The following is a 22391-nucleotide window of genomic DNA, read 5'->3' on the forward strand; positions in this document are numbered from 1 at the left end:
TAGCTGTTTGGCTAATGAGGGGTCCTGTTAATAAATTCTACATTCAATTAACGTTGAGCCGTTGGACGAATCAGGATCTCGTTAATTGCGACATCTTCTGGTTCGTTAACGGCGTAAGCGATGGCACGCGCAATCGCACTCGCATCGATTGCTTTCAAGTCACCAATCCCTTGTTTGATCTCGTCATCCGAGATATGGTCCTTCAGTTCTGTATCGACCGCTCCCGGTGAGATGATCGTTGCACGGATGTGATTGTCGACCGATTCTTCCTTGCGGAGACCTTCCGTGATCGCGCGAACGGCGAATTTCGTACCGCTATAGACGGCGCTCGACGGCATGACTTCGTGACCTGCGACGGACGAGATGTTGATGACATGTCCGCTTTTTTGTTCGCGCATGTACGGCAAGACGGCTCCGATTCCGTGGAGAACACCTTTGATGTTGACGTCGACCATCGTATTCCATTCATCCTGTTGATTCTTGTGGAGGTGTGATAGTGGCATCAATCCAGCGTTATTGACGATGACATCAACTGAGCCGAACTTGTCTTTCGCAAGCTTAGCGAGTGCATCGACTTGCTCGCGATCAGTCACGTCCGTCACTTGATAGACGGCTTGACCACCTTCTGCTTCAACGGCTTTGACGAGTTCTTTCAAACGATCTTCCCGGCGTGCAGCAAGAACGAGTTTTGCGCCTTGTTTTGCAAGTTCTTTAGCGGTTGCTTCCCCAATCCCGCTTGATGCTCCTGTAATGATGACGACTTTATCCTGAATCATCTGAACTCCTCCTTCTGAATAACGTACTCCTTGAGAGGTATTGCCGCTTTTATTGATTTGAAAACATCGTATAGGAGGTTTATTTATGAAACGCTATGTATGGATCGGGTTGATCGTGATTGCAATGGCAATCGGATGGTTTTTATCGCTTGATCCATTTCGGCATCAACCACCAGAACCTACTGTAACCATCGAGGATCGCGACGTGAAGGTGTCTATCGGTACCTACGATTGGTCAGGAATGTTTCGCGGAGAAGTAGCTGATACGAAGTCGGAAGCCGTCGATTTAGTAAAAGGCGATCCGAGTACGCTAGCAAAGCCTGAAGATCGCTTGACGATTCGTTTTGAAGAGGGACCAACTCCGAAGTCTGTCACGATTGTTCTATGGTCGGTCGAGGATAAAAAAGAAATTAAAACATATAAGAAGACTGGGCAGATTACAGTTCCCTCGACTCCCGGACGATACGTCTACCAGATCACAGCCGACTGGAAAGAAGGTGATGGCGATTTCGCCTTTCCGATTGAAGTGAAATGAACGGCAAGATAAAAACATATTGACAGGATATATGTTTAGTGATAAATAAATGAATCGTTGAACTCTTCTTTGATTAAAAGAGGTCTTTTTTCGTGGAATATAGTAAATAATCTATTGGTTTCGCTAATTATAGTCTGAATAATCAGAATATATGAACATTTTAACAAAAGTGTATGTAAATGTTTCGGGTTCGAATGAACGGGAATAAACACATCATACACATAATATTTCATGTGTTGAATCACCTAGGTGAAAGAAGCTAACAATCGTAAAGGAGAGGTGCAGATGAATGGGTTCAATCGATTCTTACTCGTCATCATAGGCATACTCGGACTCGTCAGTGTCGGGCTGCTTGTGCTCGGTGTGTATGATGTTCCACGGCTCAGTTCGTTAATCGAGCAGTGGCAGGATCAGCAATGGTATAGCTATACCGTTCTATCCATCGGAGGTTTTTTAGCATTCGTATTCCTCATTCTATTATTCACAGGATTATTCAGCCGCTCAAAAGGTCAACGTCTGTTGATTCAAACGGGTGACGGAACGATCACGATTTCGAAGGAAACGATCGAACGGACGGCACTGGAGTCGATTCGTGGGATTGGTGGCGTACGGACACCGCGTGTCCATGCCGACATCCATTCGAAAAAAGAGACGGTTGCTTTAAAAGTCGACTGCTCAGTCTTCGGACAAGAGGGACTGCCGACGATCGCGAAGGATATCCAAGAACGCGCTAAACAAGCCGTCGAATCCTTACTCGAGTTGCCGGTAACGAGTACGAAGGTCACGATTAGTGACACGAAAACAAAAACATCGGAACGTGTCGTCTAAGAGAGGAGAGGGAACATGAAGACAAGGGAAGCACTTTATCCGTATCGGTTCCGACTGATCGGAGGACTTGTTGGTCTAATCCTCGCCATCTTATTCTTGACGATTGGCTTTGGTCCGACGATCCTCATCGTTGCCTTCGCAGCGATCGGATTCTTGATTGGGAAGTGGCGCGATGGTGCGCTCGATATCGAAGGGTGGATTCAGTTCTTTCAACGGGACTGATTCATATATATCTAACTACACATTCAAAAGGAGAGATTTCAAATGGCAAACGAAGTAAACACAACAACTGAAAACGAAGTGGTACGCGAGAATAAATTGACGTTCGAAGATCAAGTCATCAAAAAAATCGCAGGGATTGCCTCGAATGAAGTGACAGGCATCTTGTCAATGAGTGGTGGATTCATGAGTGGACTGACGGATCGTCTCCGGAGTTCAGAAGACATCACGAAAGGTATCGGTGCGGAAGTCGGCGAACGCCAAGTCGCACTCGATTTGAAAGTCATCGTCGAATACGGTAAAAACATTCCGTCGATCTTCCAAGAGACGGTCGCTAAAATCAAAAAATCGATCAGTGATATGACAGGACTTGAAGTCGTCGAGGTCAACATGCACGTCGAGGACGTCATGACACGCGCTGAATTTGAAGCGAAAAATAAATCGAACAACGAACAAGAAGAAAAGAGCCGCGAACTGCAATAAGGAAGTCAAAAGATCCGACGAACTCGTCGGGTCTTTTTTCATGGAATCGCCACGACATTTGACTAAACTAGAGCCTTTTTCGGGAATAGATTAGTATCACGATAAACGAAAGGATGATTCAAGATGCGACTAACAGGTAAAACGATCATCGTCACGGGAGCTGGCTCAGGAATGGGTGAAGCCATGGCCAAATTGTTTGCACAAGAAGGCGCACGGATCGTCGCAGCCGACATTCGGTTGGAAACCGTTGAACGGGTCGTCTCTGACATCAAGGAAGCGGGCGGAGAAGCGATGGCTGTTGCAAGTGATATCGCCAAACCTAACGCAGCAACAGAACTCGTCCAACAAGCGCTTGAGGCTTACGGCAAACTGGACGTTCTCGTCAATAATGCTGGGATCATGGACGGAATGGAGGGAGTGGAAGACATCTCCGATGAACGCTGGGATCATGTTTTCGCCGTCAATACGACTGGAACGATGCGTCTGATGCGCGAAGCGGTCAAGCATTTCAAGGAAGTAAAAGGTGGTGTCATTCTGAATAACATCTCGATTGGCGGTCTGAACGGTGCCCGAGCAGGAGCAGCCTATACCGCTTCCAAACATGCCGTCATTGGTTTGACGAAGAATACCGCCTTCTTTTACGCCGGAGAGGGGATCCGGTGTAACGGCATCGCTCCTGGAGCCGTCGAGACGAACATCGGGCAATCGATGACGAACCTGAATGAATTCGGAATGGGACGGGCGATGCTCGGTATGGGACTCAATCCACGTGCGGGTCAGCCGGATGAGATCGCAAAATTGGCATTGTTCCTCGTGTCTGACGAGGCGAGTTTTATTAACGGGGCGATCGTCGTCGCCGATGGTGGATGGAGTGCGTATTAAAAATCGTATCTTATTTACTAGATTACAGTTTAAAATGGCAGGAACCTGTCGATATAAGGGATAATATGACAATAGGAGCATTATGACCTTGAGTTTGAATCCAGGGAGGAATCGGCATGTCGATGCAGGAACAAGCAGCACACGTCACCGACACACAAGTCATTCGAGCAATCGAGCAAAATCTGGCAATCATCCGCTTTGACGATCGACGGAAAGTCGCATATGTCAACGAGTTGTTTGCCCGGACGATGGGGTATGAAGTGGAAGAGCTAATCGGTAAATACCACCGTGATCTTTGCTTTCCAGCGTACGTCAACAGTCCGGATTATGAGTTGTTTTGGCGCAAATTGATGCAAGGAATTACGTATCAGGACAAGATTGAACGCCGGGCTGCCGATGGGCAACAGAAATGGCTCGAAGCGACGTATATGCCGATCTACTCAGATGATGGGCGCCGGGTCGTCGGGGTTTCAAAAATTGCATCGGACATTACGATTCGCCAACAGGACGTCTTACGGATGGCGGCTGAACTCAACGAGACATCCGCGTTCTTAACGGTCAAATCGGAAAGTGGTCGTCAGGATGGTCTGAACGTGCTGGCGACCGTCCAACAAGTCGAGGCGGAATCCGTCGAGAATCTGTCGAGCCTTTTTGCCTTACGAAAGGATGCGAACTCGATCACCGACATCGTCAAGACAATCCGTGATATTGCAGCGCAGACGAATCTGCTTGCCTTGAATGCGGCAATCGAGGCGCACGTGCAGGTGAACATGGGCGCGGATTCGATGTCGTCGCGACCGAAGTCCGTAACCTGTCGAACAAAGTTTCCCACTCGATCGGGGAGATTAAGAACAACATTGAAGGGATTGTTGAACGGATTGAAGATGTTTCGCACAGCATCGAGCGGATTTCCTCTAAGGTCAAGGACAGTACGGGTCAACTCGAGCATACAGTCAGTGAATTCGATCAATTGGCTGATTCAGCGAAACAACTCGAGCGTCAGGCAAAACAATTCGTCAATGTCTTATGACACACATCGATACCGGATCACACGAGCTGTTCGCTTGTAGTTGATTCGGTATTTTTTTGATGGCGAATTCAATATAGAGAAATAGAAAAGACGCTTGTTAAATCGGAATCGTTACGATATGATGTAAAACGTAATTATTCCGAATTAAAGGTGGAGAACAATGTCTACATATAAAACTGCGAGCCTCATCGGCAGTGTCTTCCTCGGTTTGACACTTGCCGGTTGTGCTGCTTCTGATAAGCCACAAGAGCAAAACAATTTGACGTTCGTCTATAACTTCGCGACACAATCGCTCGATCCGCATCGCGACAGCAGTTATGTTCCGCTTCGCGCAGGGGTGACGGAGACGCTCGTCCGTCTTGATGACGAACGATTGACGGTCGAGCCGTGGCTTGCGAAAAAATGGTCCTACGAAGGAAAGCGAACATGGCGGATCGTCTTACAGGAAGACGTGACGTTCCATAACGGGAAACAACTTGATGCGGCAGCCGTCAAATCGTCTCTCGAACGCTCAATCGACGAAAATCCAGGTGTCAAGAATGCCTTGAATATTGAGACAATCAAAACGGACGGACCCGATCTGCTCATTCAAACGAAGACGACATATCCAGAGTTCATCTCGGAACTCGTCAATCCGAACACAGCAATCATCGACACGAAAGCGAGTGGGGTGACGAAGGAACCGATGGGAACCGGTCCGTTCCAAGTCGAGCGGTTCGCTCCGGGAACAAAAGTCGAGTTAAAACGTTTTAAGTCCTATTGGCAAGAACAAGCGAAACTTGATTCCGTTGATTTTGTCTTCAACGAAGATGCTGGCGCACGGACGAACGCTTTGCGTGCCGGACAGGCGGACATCGTCTATCGACCGGAAATCGAGAGTGTCAAGCAGTTGAAGTCTGAAGGATTAACAGTCCAAGCGACGGATACGTTCCGTGTCCATCAGTTGACGATGAATGTCGCGAACGGTCCGATGCAATCGCTTGAAGTCCGACAGGCAATGGATGCTTTGGTCAATCGAAAGCAACTCGTCGATCACGTCCTCCAAGGATATGCGGTGCCAGCACGTAGTCCATTCCTATCGTCATTCCCATTTGCTCCGAATTATCCGCAACAAGAGCAGAAGACGCCTGAGGAATGGCTCAAGCAAGCCGGTTATACGAAGCAAGATGGACGGATGCAAAAGGACGGTCGCCCTTTAAAACTGACCTTATTGACGTATGCGGCTCGACCAGACCTTCCATTAATCGCCCAAGTCATTCAAGATGACGCGAAAAAGATTGGCGTGGCGATTACGATCAAACAGATCGATGTCCCAGAAGAATACATGGCGAGTAACCGGGGCTGGGATATCGCGACGTACAGCAATCTGACTGCTCCGCGTGGGGATGCTGGTTATTATTTGAACGCGACCTATCATCCGAACGGGGGACTGAACTTCAGTCGTGTCGCGGATCCGAAGTTGACGAAACAGATCGAGACGTTGAATGAAACGATTCAGATCGAGGAACGTTCACGGCTTGCGGAGCAGATCGCGCGATATGTCGACGAGAAACGCTACAATAGCTTCTTGCTCCATCCTTCAACACTCGTTGCCTACGACGGCAAACGCGTCAAAGGATGGAAAACAGAAAAAAGTGAATACTACATGATCACGAACACGTTGCAGGTGAACGATTGATGCGTTCGATCGTCAAACGACTGCTGTCGCTGAGTCTATTCACTTTACTCATCACGTTCGGTTGTTTTGTCTTGCTGCGGTTACTGCCGGGTGATCCGGTCTTGACGTTATTGAATATCGATGAATTATCAGCGACGCCCGAACAAATCGAGGCCGCGCGCCGTGAATTAGGATACGATCAGCCGTTGCTCGTCCAGTACGTCCGTTGGCTGATAGACATACTCACCTTACGTCTCGGAAACTCGTTACAGACGGGTCGACCGGTCATCGAGATATTGTTAGAGAGTTATCTCGTGACGGCGGAGCTGGCACTTGGTGGTCTTACGATCGCTTTATTAATCGCCTTACCCCTAGGAATCGGTAGCGCCTTGACGACGCGCCAAAGCGTCGTCCGTCTCGCGCACCTTGTCAGCATGAGCGGAGCGGCCGTGCCTGGTTTTTGGATCGGTCTGTTGCTCGTCGATCTGTTTGCCGTCCGTCTCGGGTGGTTACCTGTGATGGGACGGGAAGGGATGACGTCACTCGTCCTCCCGGCTCTATCGCTCGGCTTTCCACTTGCGAGCGTTTATATTCCATTGATTCGACTGAATCTACGCCGTGAACTGAACCAACCGTACATCGAGTTGGCACGGATGCGTGGCATATCAGAGCGGACGATCCTTTGGCGTTATGCGTTACGCGGCAGTGTGCCACCGGTCCTGTCCGTGTTCGGTCTGACGCTCGGCAGTCTTGCCGGGGGTGTCGTCGTCCTCGAAGTCCTATTCGCGTATCCAGGTGTCGGAAAATTAATGGTCGATGCGATTTTGCAACGCGATTACCCACTGATCCAAGGCTACATCTTGCTGACGACAGGCATCATTCTTGTCTTGCATCAAGGTATCCGGTCGTTAAACCGGGCGTTACGACCAGATTGGCAGAAGGGAATACACACATGAAAAAAACATGGCTCATTTTCGGAGGATGTCTCCTACTATTTATTTCATATACCGTATACATTAATCCATTTGATACAAACGTAACGAAAAGACTTGAGCCTGCTTCATTCGAACATTGGCTCGGAACAGACGGTTTAGGACGAGATTTCGCAGCTCGTCTTTTTTTAGCTGGTTTGATATCCTTAGGTTTCAGCCTGCTTACTGTGTTGCTCACAGCGTGCATCGGTACCTGCCTTGGTTGTCTAGCTGGCTTTTATGATGGACGTCTCAAGCGCTTGATTCATCGGTTAGAAGATGGTCTCGTGATTTTTCCAGACACCGTTCTAGCACTCGTTATTGCCGGACTATTTGGTGCTAGTCCTCAAAGTTTGATCCTTGCGATTTTACTCATCAAATGGATCTCCTACGCGAGATTAAGTGAGACACTCGTGACCGAGACGATTCAAAAACCATACATCATCATGGCGCGCATCAACGGGTTAACAGACAACATGATCTTACGACGCCACATCCTTCCGACTATCATCCGGCAAGTCGTCGTCTTGATGAGTTTGGATGTCGGCAAAGTCATCTTATTCTTATCGGCATTCTCTTATATCGGGCTTGGTGTCCAAGCACCACTGCCAGAGTGGGGAGCAATGTTGAACGAAGGACGTCCTTATTTCAGTTCCGCACCCCGGCTCATGCTTTTGCCAGGTGCGTGCATCGTCTTGACCGTCGTTGTGACGATGGGATGGACACGGTGGATGAAGAAAAAAGGAGGACAAGTAAATGATTCAGATTCGGAACTTACACGTTCGGGCGAAACACGTCCTTCTGCATGACATGAATCTATCGTTACCAGCTCATCGATTCATCTGTCTCGTCGGAGCGAGCGGGAGCGGTAAGACGCTCTTGCTTAAACGATTACTGGATCGATTGCCGGACGGGATGTCGTCGAGTGGAGAAGTCATCTCGGACGAACCTCTTCGGCGTGGTCTCGATATTGGTTACATACCACAGCAGTATACCGATGCGTTTCTTCCGTTTTTGACGATGCGTCAGATGTTACGGGATACATATCGCGCACATGGACGAAAGATGGATCATCCTTACATCGATGACGTCTTGCGAACGCTTGAGTTGGACCCGACCTGGTTGGATCGGTATCCAGCAGAGTTGAGCGGTGGGCAATTACAACGGTTTGCGATCCTGTTTGCCGTCGCCTTAAAACCACGGTTGATTTTAGCGGATGAATTAACGACGGCACTCGATCCCGTCTTGACACGTCGTTTACTCGACTGGTTGACTGAGTACCAACACCAGTACGGGGCAACGATTGTGTTCGTCACCCACGAATTAGGACCTGCCTTACATTATGGTCAGCAACTCGTCTTGATGCAGGATGGACGAATCATCGAGACGGGAACACCACAGATGATCGAGCAAAGTCGTCATCCGTTTACGCTTGCCTTGATGCAAGCACATCGTACGTCACTGGAAGAAAGGAAGAGTTCATGTCACCAGTCTTATCCGTAACAGATCTTACTTATCAGATAAAGGATCAGTCCCTCTTGTCGAATATCTCGTTTCACGTAACGAAAAAGGCGTCACTTGGTATCATCGGGGAAAGTGGGAGTGGCAAGACGACACTCGGACGATTGATCCTCGGTCTGCTTAAACCTACACATGGTTTGATTTCCTTACATGGAAAGGTATTTCCGAGTGGGCAACGAAACGAGCGACGAGCTATTCAAGCCGTCTTTCAACATCCTCTCGCTTCCTTTAATCCAGAATGGACGGTACGGGAATCGATTCTTGAACCGTTTCGTCAGCATCGTCCGATCTTGCGGCATTTCCCAGCGACGTCAGAAGAGGATCTTATGACTGCCCTCGCACTTGCGGTCGGGGTCGAGGAACAGTTATTCGATCGATTGCCCCATCAATTGAGCGGGGGACAAATTCAGCGTGCCGCGATTGCCCGCGCGATTTCGATTGAACCCGACATCATTGTGATGGATGAGCCGACGACGGGGCTTGATGTCGTCTCCCGCGCACAGATCATCGAACTACTAGAACGCTTGCAACAGACACTCGGTGTCAGTCTTGTATTGATCTCGCATGATATCGACTTCATCCGGCGTCTCTGTTCAAAAACACTCGTCTTACGTGACGGTCGTGTTGTTGATTTGATTGATCGATTGGAATCAGGTGGTGCGTATACCCAACGATTCGTCGAGGCCGGAACATGGTGAACGCACAACCGACGCACAATACGTACTGGTTACTCGCGTATCCGCTGATTCTCTCAAGTATTGCGACACCCTTGCTTGGCGTGACCGATACCGTCGTCATCGGTCAATCCGGTGATCCGCGGGCGATCGGCGCATCGCCGTCGGAGCCGTCTTCTTCAATACGATCTACTGGTTGTTCGGTTTCTTAAAAGTCAGTACGACAGGATTCAGTGCCCAAGCAAGCGGGGCGAATGACGTGCACGCCTTACGGACGTCACTTTACCGACCGCTGTTTCTAGCAGCTTGTATCGGCCTGCTCATCCTGTTGTTCCGACAGCCGCTCGAGCAAATCGGACTGTACTTACTGGCACCACCCGCTGACTTGCTAGATGCGGTCAAGACGTATATCTCATACCGGATGATTGGCGCACCGTTCGTGTTGATGGGTTATGCGTTACTCGGCTGGTTGATTGGTACCGGTCAGGTCAAGCACGCCTTGTTCGTCCAATTGTTCAGTACAGGAGTCAATGTCGTTCTCGATATCGGATTCGTCTACGGATTGGATGCCGGTGTTGCTGGAATTGCGGTTGCGACCGTCATCGCGGAGATCAGCATCGTCGTCTGTGCTCTGTACCTAATCCGTGGTCATTTGGCGATGACGCGTGATGAATGGCGTGCCTTGACGGCGTGGCACGCCTATCGTCAATTCTTTCAAGTCAATCGTGACTTATTCATTCGCACGATTTTCCTTCTAGTCGTTACCGGCTGGTTCACACGTGCTGGTGGACAATTCGGACCGGATGTCCTCGCAGCCAACGCGATTCTGCTACAAATCCAGTATTTGATTTCGTACTGGTTCGGTGGACTCGGTCATGCGTCAACCGTTCTCGTCGGTCGGGCGAGAGGGAATCAGGATCAGGCAGGATACCGGACGAGTGTCCGTTTGGCACGGACGTTTGGATTCTACTCGGTCGTCTTCTGGTCACTGGTGCTCCTATTCCTTGAGACACCGCTCCTTCAATTGTTCACTTCAGAAGAGGCAATCTTAGACGCAGCGCGCGATTATTACTTCTGGATCATCATCCTACCGCTTCTCGCCGGTTGGGCGATGATTTATGAAGGCATCTTTGCCGGACGGGTTGAAGCAACACCCGTCCGAAATTCGATGATTCAAGCAGGCATTGGTTTTGCGGTCGTCCTCCTGCTGACACCGACTTTTGGAAATCAGGGCGTCTGGGCAGCGTTTTTGACGTTCTTCTTGATTCGTTCCGTCTCGTTGATTCTCGTAGAAGCAAGACGATGAAAAACCCGCTGTTTCCCTCGTGCGTAAAGGGAACAGCGGGTTATTTGTCTTCGATCGCTAAAGGACGGACGAAGAGGGCATTCAAGTGATGGACGAGCACATGACGCAGGCGTTCTTTTGGTAATCGTTCTGGTCGAAACAGAGCATGAAAGGCTAACCCGTCAACGAGTGCTGCGAGGCGTTCACTTTCAAGCTCAATGTCTAAACCTGCTCGGAGTGTACCGTCCGGGATTTGTGTCAACAGTACCTGGACCATATGGTAGATATCATCCGGATTTTCCGTCGCTTGCGACGTATACGCGGACATCATGAATTGAAACCAGACCTGCATCTCGAGCTGATGCTCGGGTGCATAAGGTAAGACCTCAAGTAAGACGTCACATAACGTTTCTTCCGGAGTTCCTCCTTTCTCGAAAATGGTTGTGATGCGTGCTTGGACCCGCTCTTGAACGAGGTCCATCGAGAAGCGGAGCAACTCGTCCTGGGTCGTGAAGTAATACCGCAAGGCACCCAGCGAGAGTCCCGCTTCCTTGGCGATCGTGCGAACACTGGCTTGTTCAATACCGACTTGAGAAATCGTGCGCCACGTCGCTTCGGCGATGAGGCGTTTGCGTTCTTCGTGATTGACTTGTTTTGGCATGTCTCAAGTATATCATCTTTTTTAGCACGAATGTATTAAAAAGACTAGTCAAACTACGAAAGAGGTGTTATCTTTATGATACAGTCGTATTAAAAAAGGAGAGGATTGATATGCAACTTGTCGCGTGGGCAATCGTCTGTTGTGAGATTTTATTTTGGGTATTCATCGTCGCAGGACTAATCGTGCGTTATGGATTGAGACGAGAGAAGCTTGGTTTTCGATTGATGGCGATGTCGCCGGTCATTGATATCGTCTTACTGCTCTTAACGGTGTTTGACTTAAGTCGCGGCAGTACTGCAACGCTCGCGCACGGACTTGCTGCGATCTATATCGGTGTCTCACTCGCATTCGGGAAACAAATGATTGCCTGGGCGGACGGGATGTATCGCCGGTTCATTCTGCGAGAACAAGTATCGCGGGAGCGAATTTCAAAGGCACGTAAAGAGCGAAACGGTTTCTATCGACACATCCTGGCCTTTTTGATTGGTGGTACGTTACTCGGTGCCATGATTCTCTGGCTGGGAGATGCTGAGCAGACGGAGAGTCTCTTACGGACGTTACAACTGTGGGGGCTTGTCCTCGTGATCGATGGAATCATCTCGATGAGTTACACCGTCTTTCCGGCTCGATCCAAATAAAAAAACGAACCTTGTCTGTCAGCGGTCGACAGTGAAGGTTCGTTCCCGAATCGTATTCGTATGGACTTGTTTCCGGGCGTCGATCGAATCCCGAATGTGGATGATATAGCGGCGTCCTTTTTTGTATCCCGAGCGCGGTGGTTTGATTCGGATTTCTTTGCCGTCAAGGACTTCAATCTCCGTTTGCATCCGTTCACCGTTCGAATCCGTCACGGTGACTGTTCGGTTCGAGACTTGCTCCTTCCGTAATCCTTTCGCATATTCGATGTCGAAGGTATGGTACGAGGAGATGGAGCGGGCACGCGATTTGAAGTGTGGCTCGTCCGTCCGTTCGTCGAGAGTGCAGTAGCAACCCGTGAACAAAAGACTCGCCGAGAGGAGTATCGAAAATAGATGTTTCACGAAAACGCTCCTTTATGTATTTGGTAATTTTAGTATAAGACAAATTTTGGGTTACGACAATCCTTCTTGAGACCGAGTCGTTGACAGCTATTAAATTCAAGCAGCTCCATGCTATAATCAACCGAGAGAAAGGAAGCGATACACCATGCCAGTACAACCAGACCAACGCGAGATCATCGTCTCGATTCGGACGAGTTATGATTTTAAAGCGGATACCGGTCGCGCGATCCGCGTCATCGAGTTTCACGGACGCCGGACGACACTGTTCGATACGTTCGAAGCATCATCACCGAAACGGATGATCTTGATCGAGATGATTCGTGCTGTCCAATCATTCAAGGAACCGTTCCACATCATCTTCAACGTCGAATGTAACTTCGGTTTCAAGTATTTGACGGATCAGCGGAAATGGGAAAACCGGGACGTCGGGAATACGTTCCTCGACTTGATCGAACAAGGCGGTCATACGTATGAATTACGAGACAGCTCATTCTATGAAGGCGGAAAAGCCCTCCAAAAATGGCTCGGTAACACCTTAAAGCAAAATAGCTGAAAAAAAGGCTGATTCCATGATGGAGTCAGCCTTTATCTGTATCGATTGTCTCGCTTTCGAGATATCGGTACAACGTACTTTTACTAATACCGGTCTGTTCGCGGATATCAGCGAGCGAATAGTTTTTACTTTGATACATCGCGATCGCGCGGCGGACATTTTCATCCGGCTTCCGCGGGCGACCGGTCTGCTTTCCTTGTTCTTTTGCTTTTGAGAGTCCGGCACGCGTCGACATGCTGATGACATCACTTTGCAGCTGGACCAGGTGGCGTGCCGTTTCAAGAAACGACAAGGAGGCACGCTCGCTCGTCCGAATCTGTTCGCGGAGTGACCACAGCGTCGCACCGCGCGTCTCCATGTGCTCGAGCATCTCGATCAAGTGCCGCGTCGAGTCTGCTAAGATGTAGAGATGCGTGACGATGACTTCGTCTCCCGTCTGAAGGGTCTCGAGCATCTGTTCTAATTCCGTCCGTCGTTTCGCTGAATCATGCGTCTCGATGACACGTGTCGTCACATTCATCTTGTCGGCTTCCGCTTGTTGCGTAGAACAGTCTGGATCATCCGGATAGGGTCTCATGTAGAAATATTGCATGGATGGAGCTCCTCTCTGTCGATCACGATCGACGTCAGTTCCTCATCAGTATACCGTATTCTCACCTCCGTGCCGCAGAAAACCGAAAACAAGCCTTTCTTCTCATGTTCGTATCGACTAATTTGTGGTAAATTGAGTGGAAGTAAGTTTCTCGGACTCATCCCGATACCATTCATTCTTTTTAAATGAGGTGCTCATCATGAACAAAGAAGATCATCAACTCGCCCGTCAGCTTTTGACGACCTATTTCATCGGCACACAGTTAGCGACGGTCCATGTCGCAGGCTACGTCACGCTCGAATTCATCAATTTGTTCGATACGACTGCGCCTGAACTACGACTTCGGATCGAGACGGATCGTCTGTTTTATGGCGATGTCGAGACGACACAGGACTGGGTCGTCCGCCATGCGACGAAGGAAGAGATGTTACACTTGATCGTCTCGCTTCACGCGGAACGCATCACCGGTGTCCGGATCGGAAAGACGGCACCCCACTTATTCCTAACGTTTAGCAACGGACAAACGCTCGTCTTAAACGGATCGGATACATATTATGAATCGTGGGCGATCGATATTGGTCTTGCGCCACACCGAGCCGACGCGACGATCGTTGCCGTACCGGGTGACGAACTGGCCGTCTTCTCCGGAATCGGTGAACAAGTTGAAGACTAAGACACGTATGGAGTGGTGCGACTGGATCATGCCGCTCGTTGCGTCACGGTACCCGAATCACTGTGCTGTTTTACTTGCCGGCAGCCATACGCGAGGGCAAGCGACCGCACAATCAGATGTCGATGTGATCATTTTTGAAGCAAGTCGAGGTCAGGCGTACCGGGAGTCGTTCATCCATGACGGTGTCCCGGTCGAAGCATTCGTCCATTCCTTTGAGACGATTCAGTCGTTTTTCGAGAGTGACCGGGAACGTGGTCGCCCGTCCCTGCAACGAATGATTGCTGACAGCTGGACGATCGAGGATCATCCACACCTTGCATCTATCCGTCAGGAAGCGGCTCAACAATTGGCGGACGGACCTGTTGCGTGGACGAATTCGGAACAAGAGCGCGCACGTTATTTTTTAAGTGATATGCTCGACGACTTCGAGAGTGTGACGAACCGCGCGGAAGGTTTAGCGATTGCGTCACGTTTATATGAACAGAGCATCGAGTTCGTCCTTCGCGCCAATCGTCGCTTCATTGGACAAGGGAAGTGGGCGATCCGTGCTCTTGCGGAGTTTGACGAAGACTATGCTAGTCGACACACAACGGCATTCGAGTTGTATTATCAATCGGATGACCGACGAGAAGTCGTCGCATTAGTCGATGATTATCTTGCACCATTTGGCGGGCGTTATTTTGACGGCTTTACGCTCGGGAAACGATAACAAGCAAAAGGAGGTACGCTTTCGGATCAATCGACCGAAAACGTGCCTCCTTATCGTTCGCTTCTGTTTAACGCCAATGGGACGGACGGAGTAAGCGACGCGGTAACTGCGTCGCTGCATTGCCGATTGCCGCATTGATTTGTGCCTGTGTCAAAAAGAGTGCATCCGTCAGATCGGCGTCTTTGACGTTACAGTCTCGCAAATCCGCCCCGAGAAAGTTGACTCCGCGCAGGTTACTGCGCGCCAAGTTCGTCGCGAGCAACCATTGATTCTGAACACTGGCACCTGAGAAATTACGTCTTGGTAGCTGTTTTCCGACCCAGTCGCGTGGTGTCTGGTCGCGTCTTCCGCTATACTGAGCTTGAACACGTGACGCAATTATTTCAAGGAGTGGTCGGACGGTTTGACGAACCGGTATCAAGTCAAGTCGTTCAAATTGATCGGCTGGTAATGCCGCGTACCGGGTCAGTGCGGCAAGTGTCTCATCGAGTTGATCGTGGATGTCACGGGTGACATCACGTTTCCCGTCGGTTATGTACCACATCATCTCAAACAAATGAACCATCTTCGGGAAGGCAGCATAGATCGCTTGGCGTCGCTTAGGTGCATCATCGCCTTCGAATGTCTGCTGTGACAGATGCTGTCCAGCACCGAGACAATCATAGACGGTGCAGCCTTTGTAGCCGCTGTCGCGTAACCGGTCATGGATGCTACAGCTGTAATCCGCGTCAAGATTACGACACGGTGTTGCTTCCGGTTTGTCATGACCAAAATCACTGGATTTCGAAAAAGCGAGTGCGGTACAACATAAACCAAAACACTTCGTACAATCAATCTGGAATGTAGGTTCCATCGGATTCACCTCCACTACTACTATAACAAGAAAGGGGATTCGGAAATGTTGAAATTTCAACTCAATGAAAATGAGGACGGACAGGACTGGCTCCGAAAACAAGTGCGTCAATACAATGTCGAGCGTTCACCGCTTCATGCGACGAAACGCTTCGAGGGAACACAAGCCGTCACATTACTTGCGACGCGTGACGATCAACCGATTGGCGGCATCTCAGGGGAAATATACTGGGGCTGGTTACATATTGAATGGTTCTTCATCGTCGAAGAAGAACGGGGAAGTGGGCTCGGTACTCAGTTATTCCGTCAACTGGAGGAATGGGCACGAGCAGCGGGTGTTCAGCGAATTCGCGTCGAGACGTTCTCGTTTCAAGCGCTTCCGTTTTATGAGCGACAGGGATTCGTCGAAGTCGGACGAATCGATGATTATCCACCAGGGATGAGCTATCATCTGCTCGTCAAACAGGTCGACTGATGAAACGGCGTCTTTTCCTCATCTTATTGTTCGGTCTCGTGCTCGGAACGCTGACGGGAATGCATCCACGTCAAGAGACCGTTTCCTTTACGGCGAAGCAAGTCGCCCGGTTATATACAGAGATGACAAGCACACCAGTCGAAGCACGTGATGTCTACTTCGTCGAACGACTATCTGACCATTATGCCGTCGCGTATCTTGAAGCGAAGCACGACCGCTTGTTTTTGCTCCTGCAACAAACCGATGAGTCACAACGAATCGACCGAATCATTCGCTCGAAACAGACGAGGGAGTCGGATTGGTTTGAAGGTCGTTTGTTGACGACGGACGAAGGTCGATACCTTGTCGCCTACGGCATGAATGGTTCGAAGCAAATGAAATCGATCCGGTTCGAGCCGTATAAGACGACGGCTGAAGGCGAAGCGCCCCTTCGTCCGATGCAACGCTCATTGCCGGTAGCAGATCAGGAACGTTTCCATACCGTCCAACCGTTACCGGATGCCTTCCCGCATTCGCTCTATTTCGAGATGATCGCGACGAGCGTAGACGGGAAAGAGACGATCCAACGCTTGACGTTACCAAGCGACAACGCATCCGTGTTTTCTACGACCCGTGACTTCTAGTATACTGAAGACGAAAAAAGGGGGAGAAGAACATGTGGATCGTCATGAACCAGTTACACGTCGTCAAAGGTGCAGCAGATCAGGTCGCAGCGCGTTTTAAGACGACGAAGGGAATCGAACGGATGGAAGGATTCCACCGGATGCAAGTCCTCGTCGATGTCAGTCAGGAAGAAGAAGACATCGTCACGATCATGACGACGTGGTCGAATCAAGCAGCATTCCATGCGTGGCAAGAGAGTCAAGCGTACAAAGGCGTGCACCATAAGCGGGATAACGGAACGTCCGAAGTCAAACCGCTCGTGACGTCGAATACCGTCACGGAATATGCGATCGTCGCTGATCACAGTGCCGCAACGGAATAACAAACAACACCCCTTGGGAGGAAGTCTCTCAAGGGGTGTTGTTTGTAACTATAGATTAGAGTGTTTTTCCGTAATCTGGGTATATTCTAACAAACTAGATGAAACGAGGTGGCACTGTATGGTATATCGTAAACCTGTCGTCTCTAGCCTGTCCGTCCTCGGGGGTATGATCCTGCTTTTCGGTTTCTTGACGAGCGGTGGCTTCATTTATCTCTACTTCTTCGTCTTGCTGTTTGCTTGCGTCTCTTTCTTACGTGAACCGTTGACGCGTAAGGAGTGGTTGCGAGAGGGAATTGCCTTCATCTTCTGGTGTTCCTTGATTTATTTGCTCCAGCATCTCGTCTTCATGGCGTGAGTCATTTTTCGTATTGCTCGAACAAAGGAAGGATGATGTCACGACCTGTTGCTGATAAGTGAATCGACACGTCACGTTTCGGATCCTTCAAGTAAATGTCGGTCTTTTTGACACGCTTGTCGAGATAAACTTCGTATTGCTGTCCTTTCGTCCCTTCTCGGAACGTCAGGTATTTCCACTTCGCCCGTTTTCCCCGCACATCAGACTGTTCACTCGTCTTGATGGCTTTTTGTAATTTTCCGGATTCATCACTCGTCATCATGATCATTTTGTCCCAATCGAAGCCTTTTTCCGAAGTAAAATCATCTTCTTCAAAACGGATATGCTGGAACTGCTCTTGATGGAATAGCGTCACTTCCAAGTTATCCGCTACGACGTCGTCTGCTGTCTGTTCCGGCTCTTGAAGTTCAGGCGGTCGTTCCATCGTATGTCGAATCGATAATTCATAGCGGAATTCGCTTCCGTTTTTCTCCGTTGCGATGAGCGTTCCGTAATGTTCCGGTGTCCCGTCACCCGGGATGAACCGGACCTTGCCCGGTTGTTTCATCGAATGAATCGGGCGTTCCACATGACGTCCACCGTATAACTCGGGTAAGCGCACCATCACGTCATAAGTCGAACCGAATTGTTGATTGTAGACGAGATAGAGTTTGACGTCACGTGTAAATGGTGTGAGTGAATGCGTGTACGTAAAGATCGTCGTCCGTGAATCTTTTTTCGTGACATCCGTCGCGTCGATGACAAGGTAACCTGAACCTGGGAGCTCTAATGTTCGAGCGGAGTGATCGGCAACCTTCTCATTACGAATGAACCGATCGTCTTTTTTTAATACAGTAGGCTTCATGTTAAAGTTCTGTCGTTGTGGAGTCAGAGCTGTCTTCTTGAAGACATCGTCTTTCTTTGCTAGCGGATAATATCCACTTTTTAATGGCGTTTCGCAATATAAGTAGGTCTTCTTTCCGGATTGAACGTAACGAACGGTTTGACCTGCATAGTCATCGAATGGATTCGCCATCATGACGGAATAGATGCCGCCGACAGAGTAATCTTCGGGTGCATCGCTCGCTTTCGACGCGCACGTTTTTTGGATGACGATTCGTTCCTTCGCTGACAAGGTTCTTGGACCTTGATCACTAAATTGTCCTCCATCATATAGTTGTGATAAGTAATCCCATTTAAAATTCGGCGCATCACTTTGACAACCGCTTAATACTAGCGTTGCACCGAGTGTTAGTCCGATCCAGTAACGTTTGTTCATTGATTAAGCACCTCACTAAGTGCTTCACTGGTCGTACCTGACAGCTTCGCACCGTTCTTTGATCCTTTTTTAACGACATAGATTTCAAGTTTTTTGGCGCGTTTGCGTTCGAATAGCTCGAACATTTGGCTTTTCCCTTCGCGCATCAACGTTAATTTTTTCTGCTTTAGTTTTGTGCCTTGTGGTTCCATGACGTCGGTCTCTTTTAATTCCTGAGCGATTTTTTTCGCTAGTTTATCCGGTATTGCTGAGACGAACTTATAATCGCTATCGATGAGCTGTTTCGGTGATTGATGGATGAAACCGACATAATCGCTTGTGGATGCTTGAAGGAATCCATAATCGTAATTCACTGGTTTTGTGTAGGTTTTATTAAAACGCAAATATATCGATGTTTCTTGGACGACTTTTCCGTCCTCTTGTTTCCGAACGGTTGCGAACTGGACAGTCTGACCTGTCGCAATCGTATCCGGCAGTTGCTTTCGCTCAATCTGATAGGCTTGTCCATTCATATATTCTTGAATCGTCGAAGGGAATCCGACACGGTCACCACTGAACATCAGCTCGATCGACGATTGTTGGACACCACCATCCGGACTAGCGCGAAAAGCTAAATTCAATTCGGAACCGGATAGTGACTCGGTCGTCTCAAAGAGTGTTTGTTCTTTATCTTTGCCTTTCTCTTTCATGTAGACGACGAGTTGTCCTTCCGGTGGCAAAGATAGTTGATAGGACGGGAAAAGGTACCGTCCGAGCTCTTTTACTTCTTTACGATCTTCGTTTTCCTGTTTTTGTTGATCTGTCACTTCTTTTGGAACGGGTCCAAAGCGAACGACTGTCGATTTAGCTTTAACCGGTTGTTTTGACCAATCGACGAATGGATAATCACTACGCTTGATCTGATGGACCGCATAATCCGCATGGCGAATCGGCTGACACGCCAGATAGTCCTTTTTTTCGTCTGACAGGAAACGGACGTGTTGGAACTCACGCCCTTGGATACTCGGAGGCAGGAAGTATAAGTCAAATCCTTCGTGTTGCACATATCGATCAGGTAAGTGCTTCATGTCTGGTTTTTGCTGGCAAACCTTCAACAAAGCAGCGGTTTGTTTTTTCGGGAGATCCGGTATCTCTTGCCCATCAAAGGTAGTCGAAATACCGCCCCAGTAATTAACATCGTATGTAAGGTCTAAGTATTGTTCTTTACCGCATCCGGCAAGTAAGACTACGCCTGCGAGAATACCCGTATGTATATAGCGTCTCATGAAAAACCTCCTTTATCCTAGTGACTATATTTTACCATAATTTCTAGAATAGACAGAATTTTCTATAATGCTTTAACATTAAGATGTTTGATATCTCTTGACTCGGGAATAATAGATGCATGCACAGTCAATCTATTTTTATGGGGGTTTTATGATGGGTACATTCATTCAAGCAGTTGATGGCACGAAAATTTATGTCGAGGATGTCGGATCGGGTCAACCGGTCGTCTTTTTACACGGCTGGCCGGCAAACAACAATATGTTCGAGTATCAAAAGAATCTGCTCGTCGAAGAAGGGTACCGTTACGTCGGGATCGATTATCGCGGTTATGGCAAATCAGATGCGCCGGCAACGGGATACGATTATAAGACGATGGCGTCCGACATTAATGAAGTCATCGAACAGTTGAAATTAACGAATGTCACGTTGCTCGGCTTCTCGATGGGAGGAGGAATCGCCTTGTCCTATCTCTTGCAATACGGGGATTCAAAAGTTAGTAAACTTGTCCTCGCAGGAGCTGCGGCACCTGTGTTTACGCAACGCGACGGTTATCCATACGGGATGACGAAAGAAGAAGTCGATGCGTTGATCGCCGACACGAAACAAGATCGTCCGTCGATGCTCAAAGGATTCGGGGAAATCTTCTTTGCGAAGGAGCATCCAGAACCACTTCAACAATGGTTCCATGGTCTTAGCATCGCCGCTTCGTCCCACGGTACGATTCAGTCAGCAATCGCATTACGTGATGAAGACTTACGTGGAAAACTCGAGAACATCAAAGTCGATACGTTGATCATCCACGGTAAAAAAGACCAAGTCTGTCCGTTCGAGTTCGCGGAAGAAATGCAAAAGGGAATCCCACATGCACGACTTGAAGTCTTCGAAGAGAGTGGGCACGGTATGTTGCTTGATGAACAAGAGAAGTTCAACGAAACGTTACTCTCGTACGTTAAAGGAAATCAAACCGTCTAATCCAACAAGCCATGGACACCCGTCCATGGCTTGTTTTTGTGTACAGAAAAAAGCGTGCGCCGGCGCACACTTTTAAGGGCGATACTTCCGCATGAACCGTTGATCGATCCAGCGCTTCAGGTACCAACCGAACGGGTGAGTCGAATACTGATTGCCATACATTGAAACTGCATGACGTGGTCCCATCGATAAAATCGTCAAATAGTTCGTTTGCGGACGATAGGTTTGCAGTGCCTCTTCCTGGACGTACCGTAAGAGGTTTGCCAGTAAGATCGGTGCTTGCCGGACAGCTGTGACGCCATTCTTCGGAATATCGGGATAAGCGACGAGGGTCGCTGCGTCACCCGCAGCAAACAGACTCGGATGATCGAGCGCTTGCAACTGTTCATTGACAAGTAGAAATCCGTCTTCCGTATAGAGCTTACTGTCCGCAAACAATGCTGGAGCTTTCGCACCTGTCAAGCGGATGATCGCATCTGACTCGATTGGTGGATGATGTGAAAAGCGGAGAGGAGACGCCTCGTTCAGTGGCCGTTCTCGAATCCAATATACATCGAGTTCTTGTAAGCGTCTCGCAATCGCTTCTGCTGCGGGGTGTCCTGAAAGTAACTCGGGATCCGTGATCAGTGTGATCGGTACACCCGCTACTTTTAAGGACGCCGCCATCTCGACAGCCGCTGCACCGCTTCCAATCACGACTGGACACTTTGCTTGTTGCAGTCGCTTTAATGTATCCGGTAACCGGTAGTTCGGTTTGATCGATAATCGTGTCGTATCTTCCGCCCAATCGAACGAGCCGATATTCGTCGAGACGACGTCATAGGTGTAACGCCTGCCGGATGCACCGAAGACGACTTTTTCAACGGGGTCGATTTTGATGACGGTCTCTTCGATGAACTGTTTATCATTGGCGCGACACAATGCGGCGACGTCGATACGGATCTCATCGATATCGTACGTTCCGTCAGCAAGTCCGGAGTACATGCCCGAGTAATATTGGTACGTCGAGGCATTTAAAATCAGCCACTCGACGTCTTCTGTTGGTCCATTGGTAATGCAATGCAGGTGAGCGTGTCCTGCACCAATCAAGAGGATTCGTTTCATGTCGTTCTCCTTCAATCTGTCTTGCTAGAATGTAC

General features: G+C 49.0%; 30 protein-coding genes. 22 read left to right on the top strand and 8 right to left on the bottom strand.

The window, feature by feature from the left end; genetic code table 11:
* Positions 1–47: 47 nt before the first annotated feature.
* Entirely contained in the window at positions 48–776 is a 729-nt protein-coding gene (locus tag AC3B4V_RS11650; protein ID WP_488378517.1) for an SDR family oxidoreductase, read from the bottom strand.
* 85 nt (positions 777–861) lie between these two features.
* On the opposite strand from AC3B4V_RS11650, the gene AC3B4V_RS11655 reads away from it, so the two are divergent.
* From AC3B4V_RS11655 to AC3B4V_RS11715, 13 genes are all read left to right on the top strand, one after another.
* Complete coding sequence (locus tag AC3B4V_RS11655; RefSeq protein ID WP_488378518.1) at positions 862–1311, top strand: hypothetical protein; 450 nt, start codon at positions 862–864, stop codon at positions 1309–1311.
* 285 nt (positions 1312–1596) lie between these two features.
* A complete protein-coding gene (amaP, locus tag AC3B4V_RS11660; protein ID WP_488378519.1) occupies positions 1597–2139 on the top strand; it encodes an alkaline shock response membrane anchor protein AmaP in 543 nt (180 codons plus the stop codon).
* A 15-nt stretch (positions 2140–2154) separates the two neighbouring features.
* Positions 2155–2361: a DUF2273 domain-containing protein gene (locus AC3B4V_RS11665; RefSeq protein WP_035397250.1), complete on the top strand. Its 207-nt coding sequence runs from the start codon at positions 2155–2157 to the stop codon at positions 2359–2361.
* 42 nt (positions 2362–2403) lie between these two features.
* Positions 2404–2841 (top strand): Asp23/Gls24 family envelope stress response protein, encoded by a 438-nt coding sequence (locus AC3B4V_RS11670; protein ID WP_023468370.1) that lies wholly within the window; start codon positions 2404–2406, stop codon positions 2839–2841.
* A 123-nt stretch (positions 2842–2964) separates the two neighbouring features.
* Entirely contained in the window at positions 2965–3723 is a 759-nt protein-coding gene (locus AC3B4V_RS11675; protein ID WP_050677978.1) for an SDR family oxidoreductase, read from the top strand.
* Positions 3724–3839: 116 nt separating this feature from the next.
* Positions 3840–4793 (top strand): methyl-accepting chemotaxis protein, encoded by a 954-nt coding sequence (locus AC3B4V_RS11680; protein ID WP_488378520.1) that lies wholly within the window; start codon positions 3840–3842, stop codon positions 4791–4793.
* Between the two features lie 120 nt (positions 4794–4913).
* Positions 4914–6431, top strand: a complete 1518-nt coding sequence (gene nikA, locus AC3B4V_RS11685; protein ID WP_488378521.1) for a nickel ABC transporter substrate-binding protein — start codon at positions 4914–4916, stop codon at positions 6429–6431.
* A complete protein-coding gene (locus tag AC3B4V_RS11690; RefSeq protein WP_488378522.1) occupies positions 6431–7366 on the top strand; it encodes an ABC transporter permease in 936 nt (311 codons plus the stop codon). The genes nikA and AC3B4V_RS11690 overlap by 1 nt, the downstream gene beginning before the upstream one ends.
* 173 nt (positions 7367–7539) lie before the next feature.
* Complete coding sequence (locus tag AC3B4V_RS11695) at positions 7540–8190, top strand: ABC transporter permease (RefSeq protein WP_488378523.1); 651 nt, start codon at positions 7540–7542, stop codon at positions 8188–8190.
* Positions 8138–8884 carry an ATP-binding cassette domain-containing protein gene (locus AC3B4V_RS11700; protein ID WP_488378524.1) on the top strand — a complete coding sequence of 249 codons (747 nt, stop codon included), beginning with the start codon at positions 8138–8140 and terminating at the stop codon, positions 8882–8884. The genes AC3B4V_RS11695 and AC3B4V_RS11700 overlap by 53 nt, the downstream gene beginning before the upstream one ends.
* The gene (locus tag AC3B4V_RS11705) at positions 8863–9600 is read left to right on the top strand and encodes an ABC transporter ATP-binding protein (RefSeq protein WP_488378525.1); all 738 of its coding nucleotides are present in this window, start codon (positions 8863–8865) and stop codon (positions 9598–9600) included. Before AC3B4V_RS11700 ends, AC3B4V_RS11705 begins: the two co-directional genes overlap by 22 nt.
* Positions 9594–9788: a hypothetical protein gene (locus tag AC3B4V_RS11710; RefSeq protein ID WP_488378526.1), complete on the top strand. Its 195-nt coding sequence runs from the start codon at positions 9594–9596 to the stop codon at positions 9786–9788. Before AC3B4V_RS11705 ends, AC3B4V_RS11710 begins: the two co-directional genes overlap by 7 nt.
* Entirely contained in the window at positions 9773–10882 is a 1110-nt protein-coding gene (locus tag AC3B4V_RS11715) for an MATE family efflux transporter (RefSeq protein ID WP_488378527.1), read from the top strand. The genes AC3B4V_RS11710 and AC3B4V_RS11715 overlap by 16 nt, the downstream gene beginning before the upstream one ends.
* 40 nt (positions 10883–10922) lie before the next feature.
* Here the strand turns inward: AC3B4V_RS11715 and AC3B4V_RS11720 are convergent, their stop codons facing one another.
* Entirely contained in the window at positions 10923–11522 is a 600-nt protein-coding gene (locus tag AC3B4V_RS11720; RefSeq protein WP_488378528.1) for a TetR/AcrR family transcriptional regulator, read from the bottom strand.
* A 110-nt stretch (positions 11523–11632) separates the two neighbouring features.
* Between AC3B4V_RS11720 and AC3B4V_RS11725 the strand changes: the two genes are divergently transcribed.
* Positions 11633–12160: a hypothetical protein gene (locus tag AC3B4V_RS11725; RefSeq protein WP_488378529.1), complete on the top strand. Its 528-nt coding sequence runs from the start codon at positions 11633–11635 to the stop codon at positions 12158–12160.
* A gap of 18 nt (positions 12161–12178) precedes the next feature.
* Here the strand turns inward: AC3B4V_RS11725 and AC3B4V_RS11730 are convergent, their stop codons facing one another.
* The gene (locus AC3B4V_RS11730; RefSeq protein WP_029341748.1) at positions 12179–12562 is read right to left on the bottom strand and encodes a hypothetical protein; all 384 of its coding nucleotides are present in this window, start codon (positions 12560–12562) and stop codon (positions 12179–12181) included.
* Between the two features lie 145 nt (positions 12563–12707).
* Here AC3B4V_RS11730 and AC3B4V_RS11735 point away from each other — a divergent pair, with 145 nt between their 5' ends.
* Positions 12708–13115 (top strand): hypothetical protein, encoded by a 408-nt coding sequence (locus tag AC3B4V_RS11735; protein ID WP_023468357.1) that lies wholly within the window; start codon positions 12708–12710, stop codon positions 13113–13115.
* Between the two features lie 25 nt (positions 13116–13140).
* On the opposite strand, the gene AC3B4V_RS11740 is transcribed toward AC3B4V_RS11735, so the two are convergent.
* The gene (locus AC3B4V_RS11740) at positions 13141–13707 is read right to left on the bottom strand and encodes a recombinase family protein (protein WP_023468356.1); all 567 of its coding nucleotides are present in this window, start codon (positions 13705–13707) and stop codon (positions 13141–13143) included.
* Between the two features lie 199 nt (positions 13708–13906).
* Between AC3B4V_RS11740 and AC3B4V_RS11745 the strand changes: the two genes are divergently transcribed.
* Positions 13907–14380, top strand: a complete 474-nt coding sequence (locus AC3B4V_RS11745; protein ID WP_029341746.1) for a hypothetical protein — start codon at positions 13907–13909, stop codon at positions 14378–14380.
* Entirely contained in the window at positions 14289–15089 is an 801-nt protein-coding gene (locus AC3B4V_RS11750; RefSeq protein WP_488378530.1) for a nucleotidyltransferase domain-containing protein, read from the top strand. Before AC3B4V_RS11745 ends, AC3B4V_RS11750 begins: the two co-directional genes overlap by 92 nt.
* A 67-nt stretch (positions 15090–15156) precedes the next feature.
* Here the strand turns inward: AC3B4V_RS11750 and AC3B4V_RS11755 are convergent, their stop codons facing one another.
* Positions 15157–15942: a pentapeptide repeat-containing protein gene (locus AC3B4V_RS11755; RefSeq protein ID WP_488378531.1), complete on the bottom strand. Its 786-nt coding sequence runs from the start codon at positions 15940–15942 to the stop codon at positions 15157–15159.
* Between the two features lie 45 nt (positions 15943–15987).
* Here AC3B4V_RS11755 and AC3B4V_RS11760 point away from each other — a divergent pair, with 45 nt between their 5' ends.
* The 4 genes from AC3B4V_RS11760 to AC3B4V_RS11775 all read left to right on the top strand — a co-directional run bounded on the left by AC3B4V_RS11760 (position 15988) and on the right by AC3B4V_RS11775 (position 17756).
* Entirely contained in the window at positions 15988–16416 is a 429-nt protein-coding gene (locus tag AC3B4V_RS11760) for a GNAT family N-acetyltransferase (RefSeq protein WP_488378532.1), read from the top strand.
* The gene (locus tag AC3B4V_RS11765) at positions 16416–17039 is read left to right on the top strand and encodes a hypothetical protein (RefSeq protein WP_488378533.1); all 624 of its coding nucleotides are present in this window, start codon (positions 16416–16418) and stop codon (positions 17037–17039) included. Before AC3B4V_RS11760 ends, AC3B4V_RS11765 begins: the two co-directional genes overlap by 1 nt.
* 32 nt (positions 17040–17071) lie before the next feature.
* The gene (locus AC3B4V_RS11770; protein WP_488378534.1) at positions 17072–17401 is read left to right on the top strand and encodes an antibiotic biosynthesis monooxygenase; all 330 of its coding nucleotides are present in this window, start codon (positions 17072–17074) and stop codon (positions 17399–17401) included.
* A gap of 118 nt (positions 17402–17519) precedes the next feature.
* On the top strand, positions 17520–17756 hold the full coding sequence (locus AC3B4V_RS11775; protein ID WP_029341740.1) for a hypothetical protein: 237 nt from the start codon (positions 17520–17522) through the stop codon (positions 17754–17756).
* 1 nt (position 17757) lies between these two features.
* Here AC3B4V_RS11775 and AC3B4V_RS11780 read toward each other — a convergent pair whose 3' ends face one another.
* Positions 17758–19014 carry a hypothetical protein gene (locus tag AC3B4V_RS11780; RefSeq protein ID WP_488378535.1) on the bottom strand — a complete coding sequence of 419 codons (1257 nt, stop codon included), beginning with the start codon at positions 19012–19014 and terminating at the stop codon, positions 17758–17760.
* On the bottom strand, positions 19011–20279 hold the full coding sequence (locus AC3B4V_RS11785; RefSeq protein WP_488378536.1) for a hypothetical protein: 1269 nt from the start codon (positions 20277–20279) through the stop codon (positions 19011–19013). Before AC3B4V_RS11785 ends, AC3B4V_RS11780 begins: the two co-directional genes overlap by 4 nt.
* A 154-nt stretch (positions 20280–20433) precedes the next feature.
* Between AC3B4V_RS11785 and AC3B4V_RS11790 the strand changes: the two genes are divergently transcribed.
* A complete protein-coding gene (locus tag AC3B4V_RS11790; RefSeq protein WP_064299866.1) occupies positions 20434–21252 on the top strand; it encodes an alpha/beta fold hydrolase in 819 nt (272 codons plus the stop codon).
* A 72-nt stretch (positions 21253–21324) separates the two neighbouring features.
* Here AC3B4V_RS11790 and AC3B4V_RS11795 read toward each other — a convergent pair whose 3' ends face one another.
* Positions 21325–22356 (bottom strand): NAD(P)/FAD-dependent oxidoreductase, encoded by a 1032-nt coding sequence (locus tag AC3B4V_RS11795; RefSeq protein WP_488378537.1) that lies wholly within the window; start codon positions 22354–22356, stop codon positions 21325–21327.
* Positions 22357–22391: the final 35 nt, after the last annotated feature.

This window comes from Exiguobacterium sp. E17S (assembly GCF_057772545.1).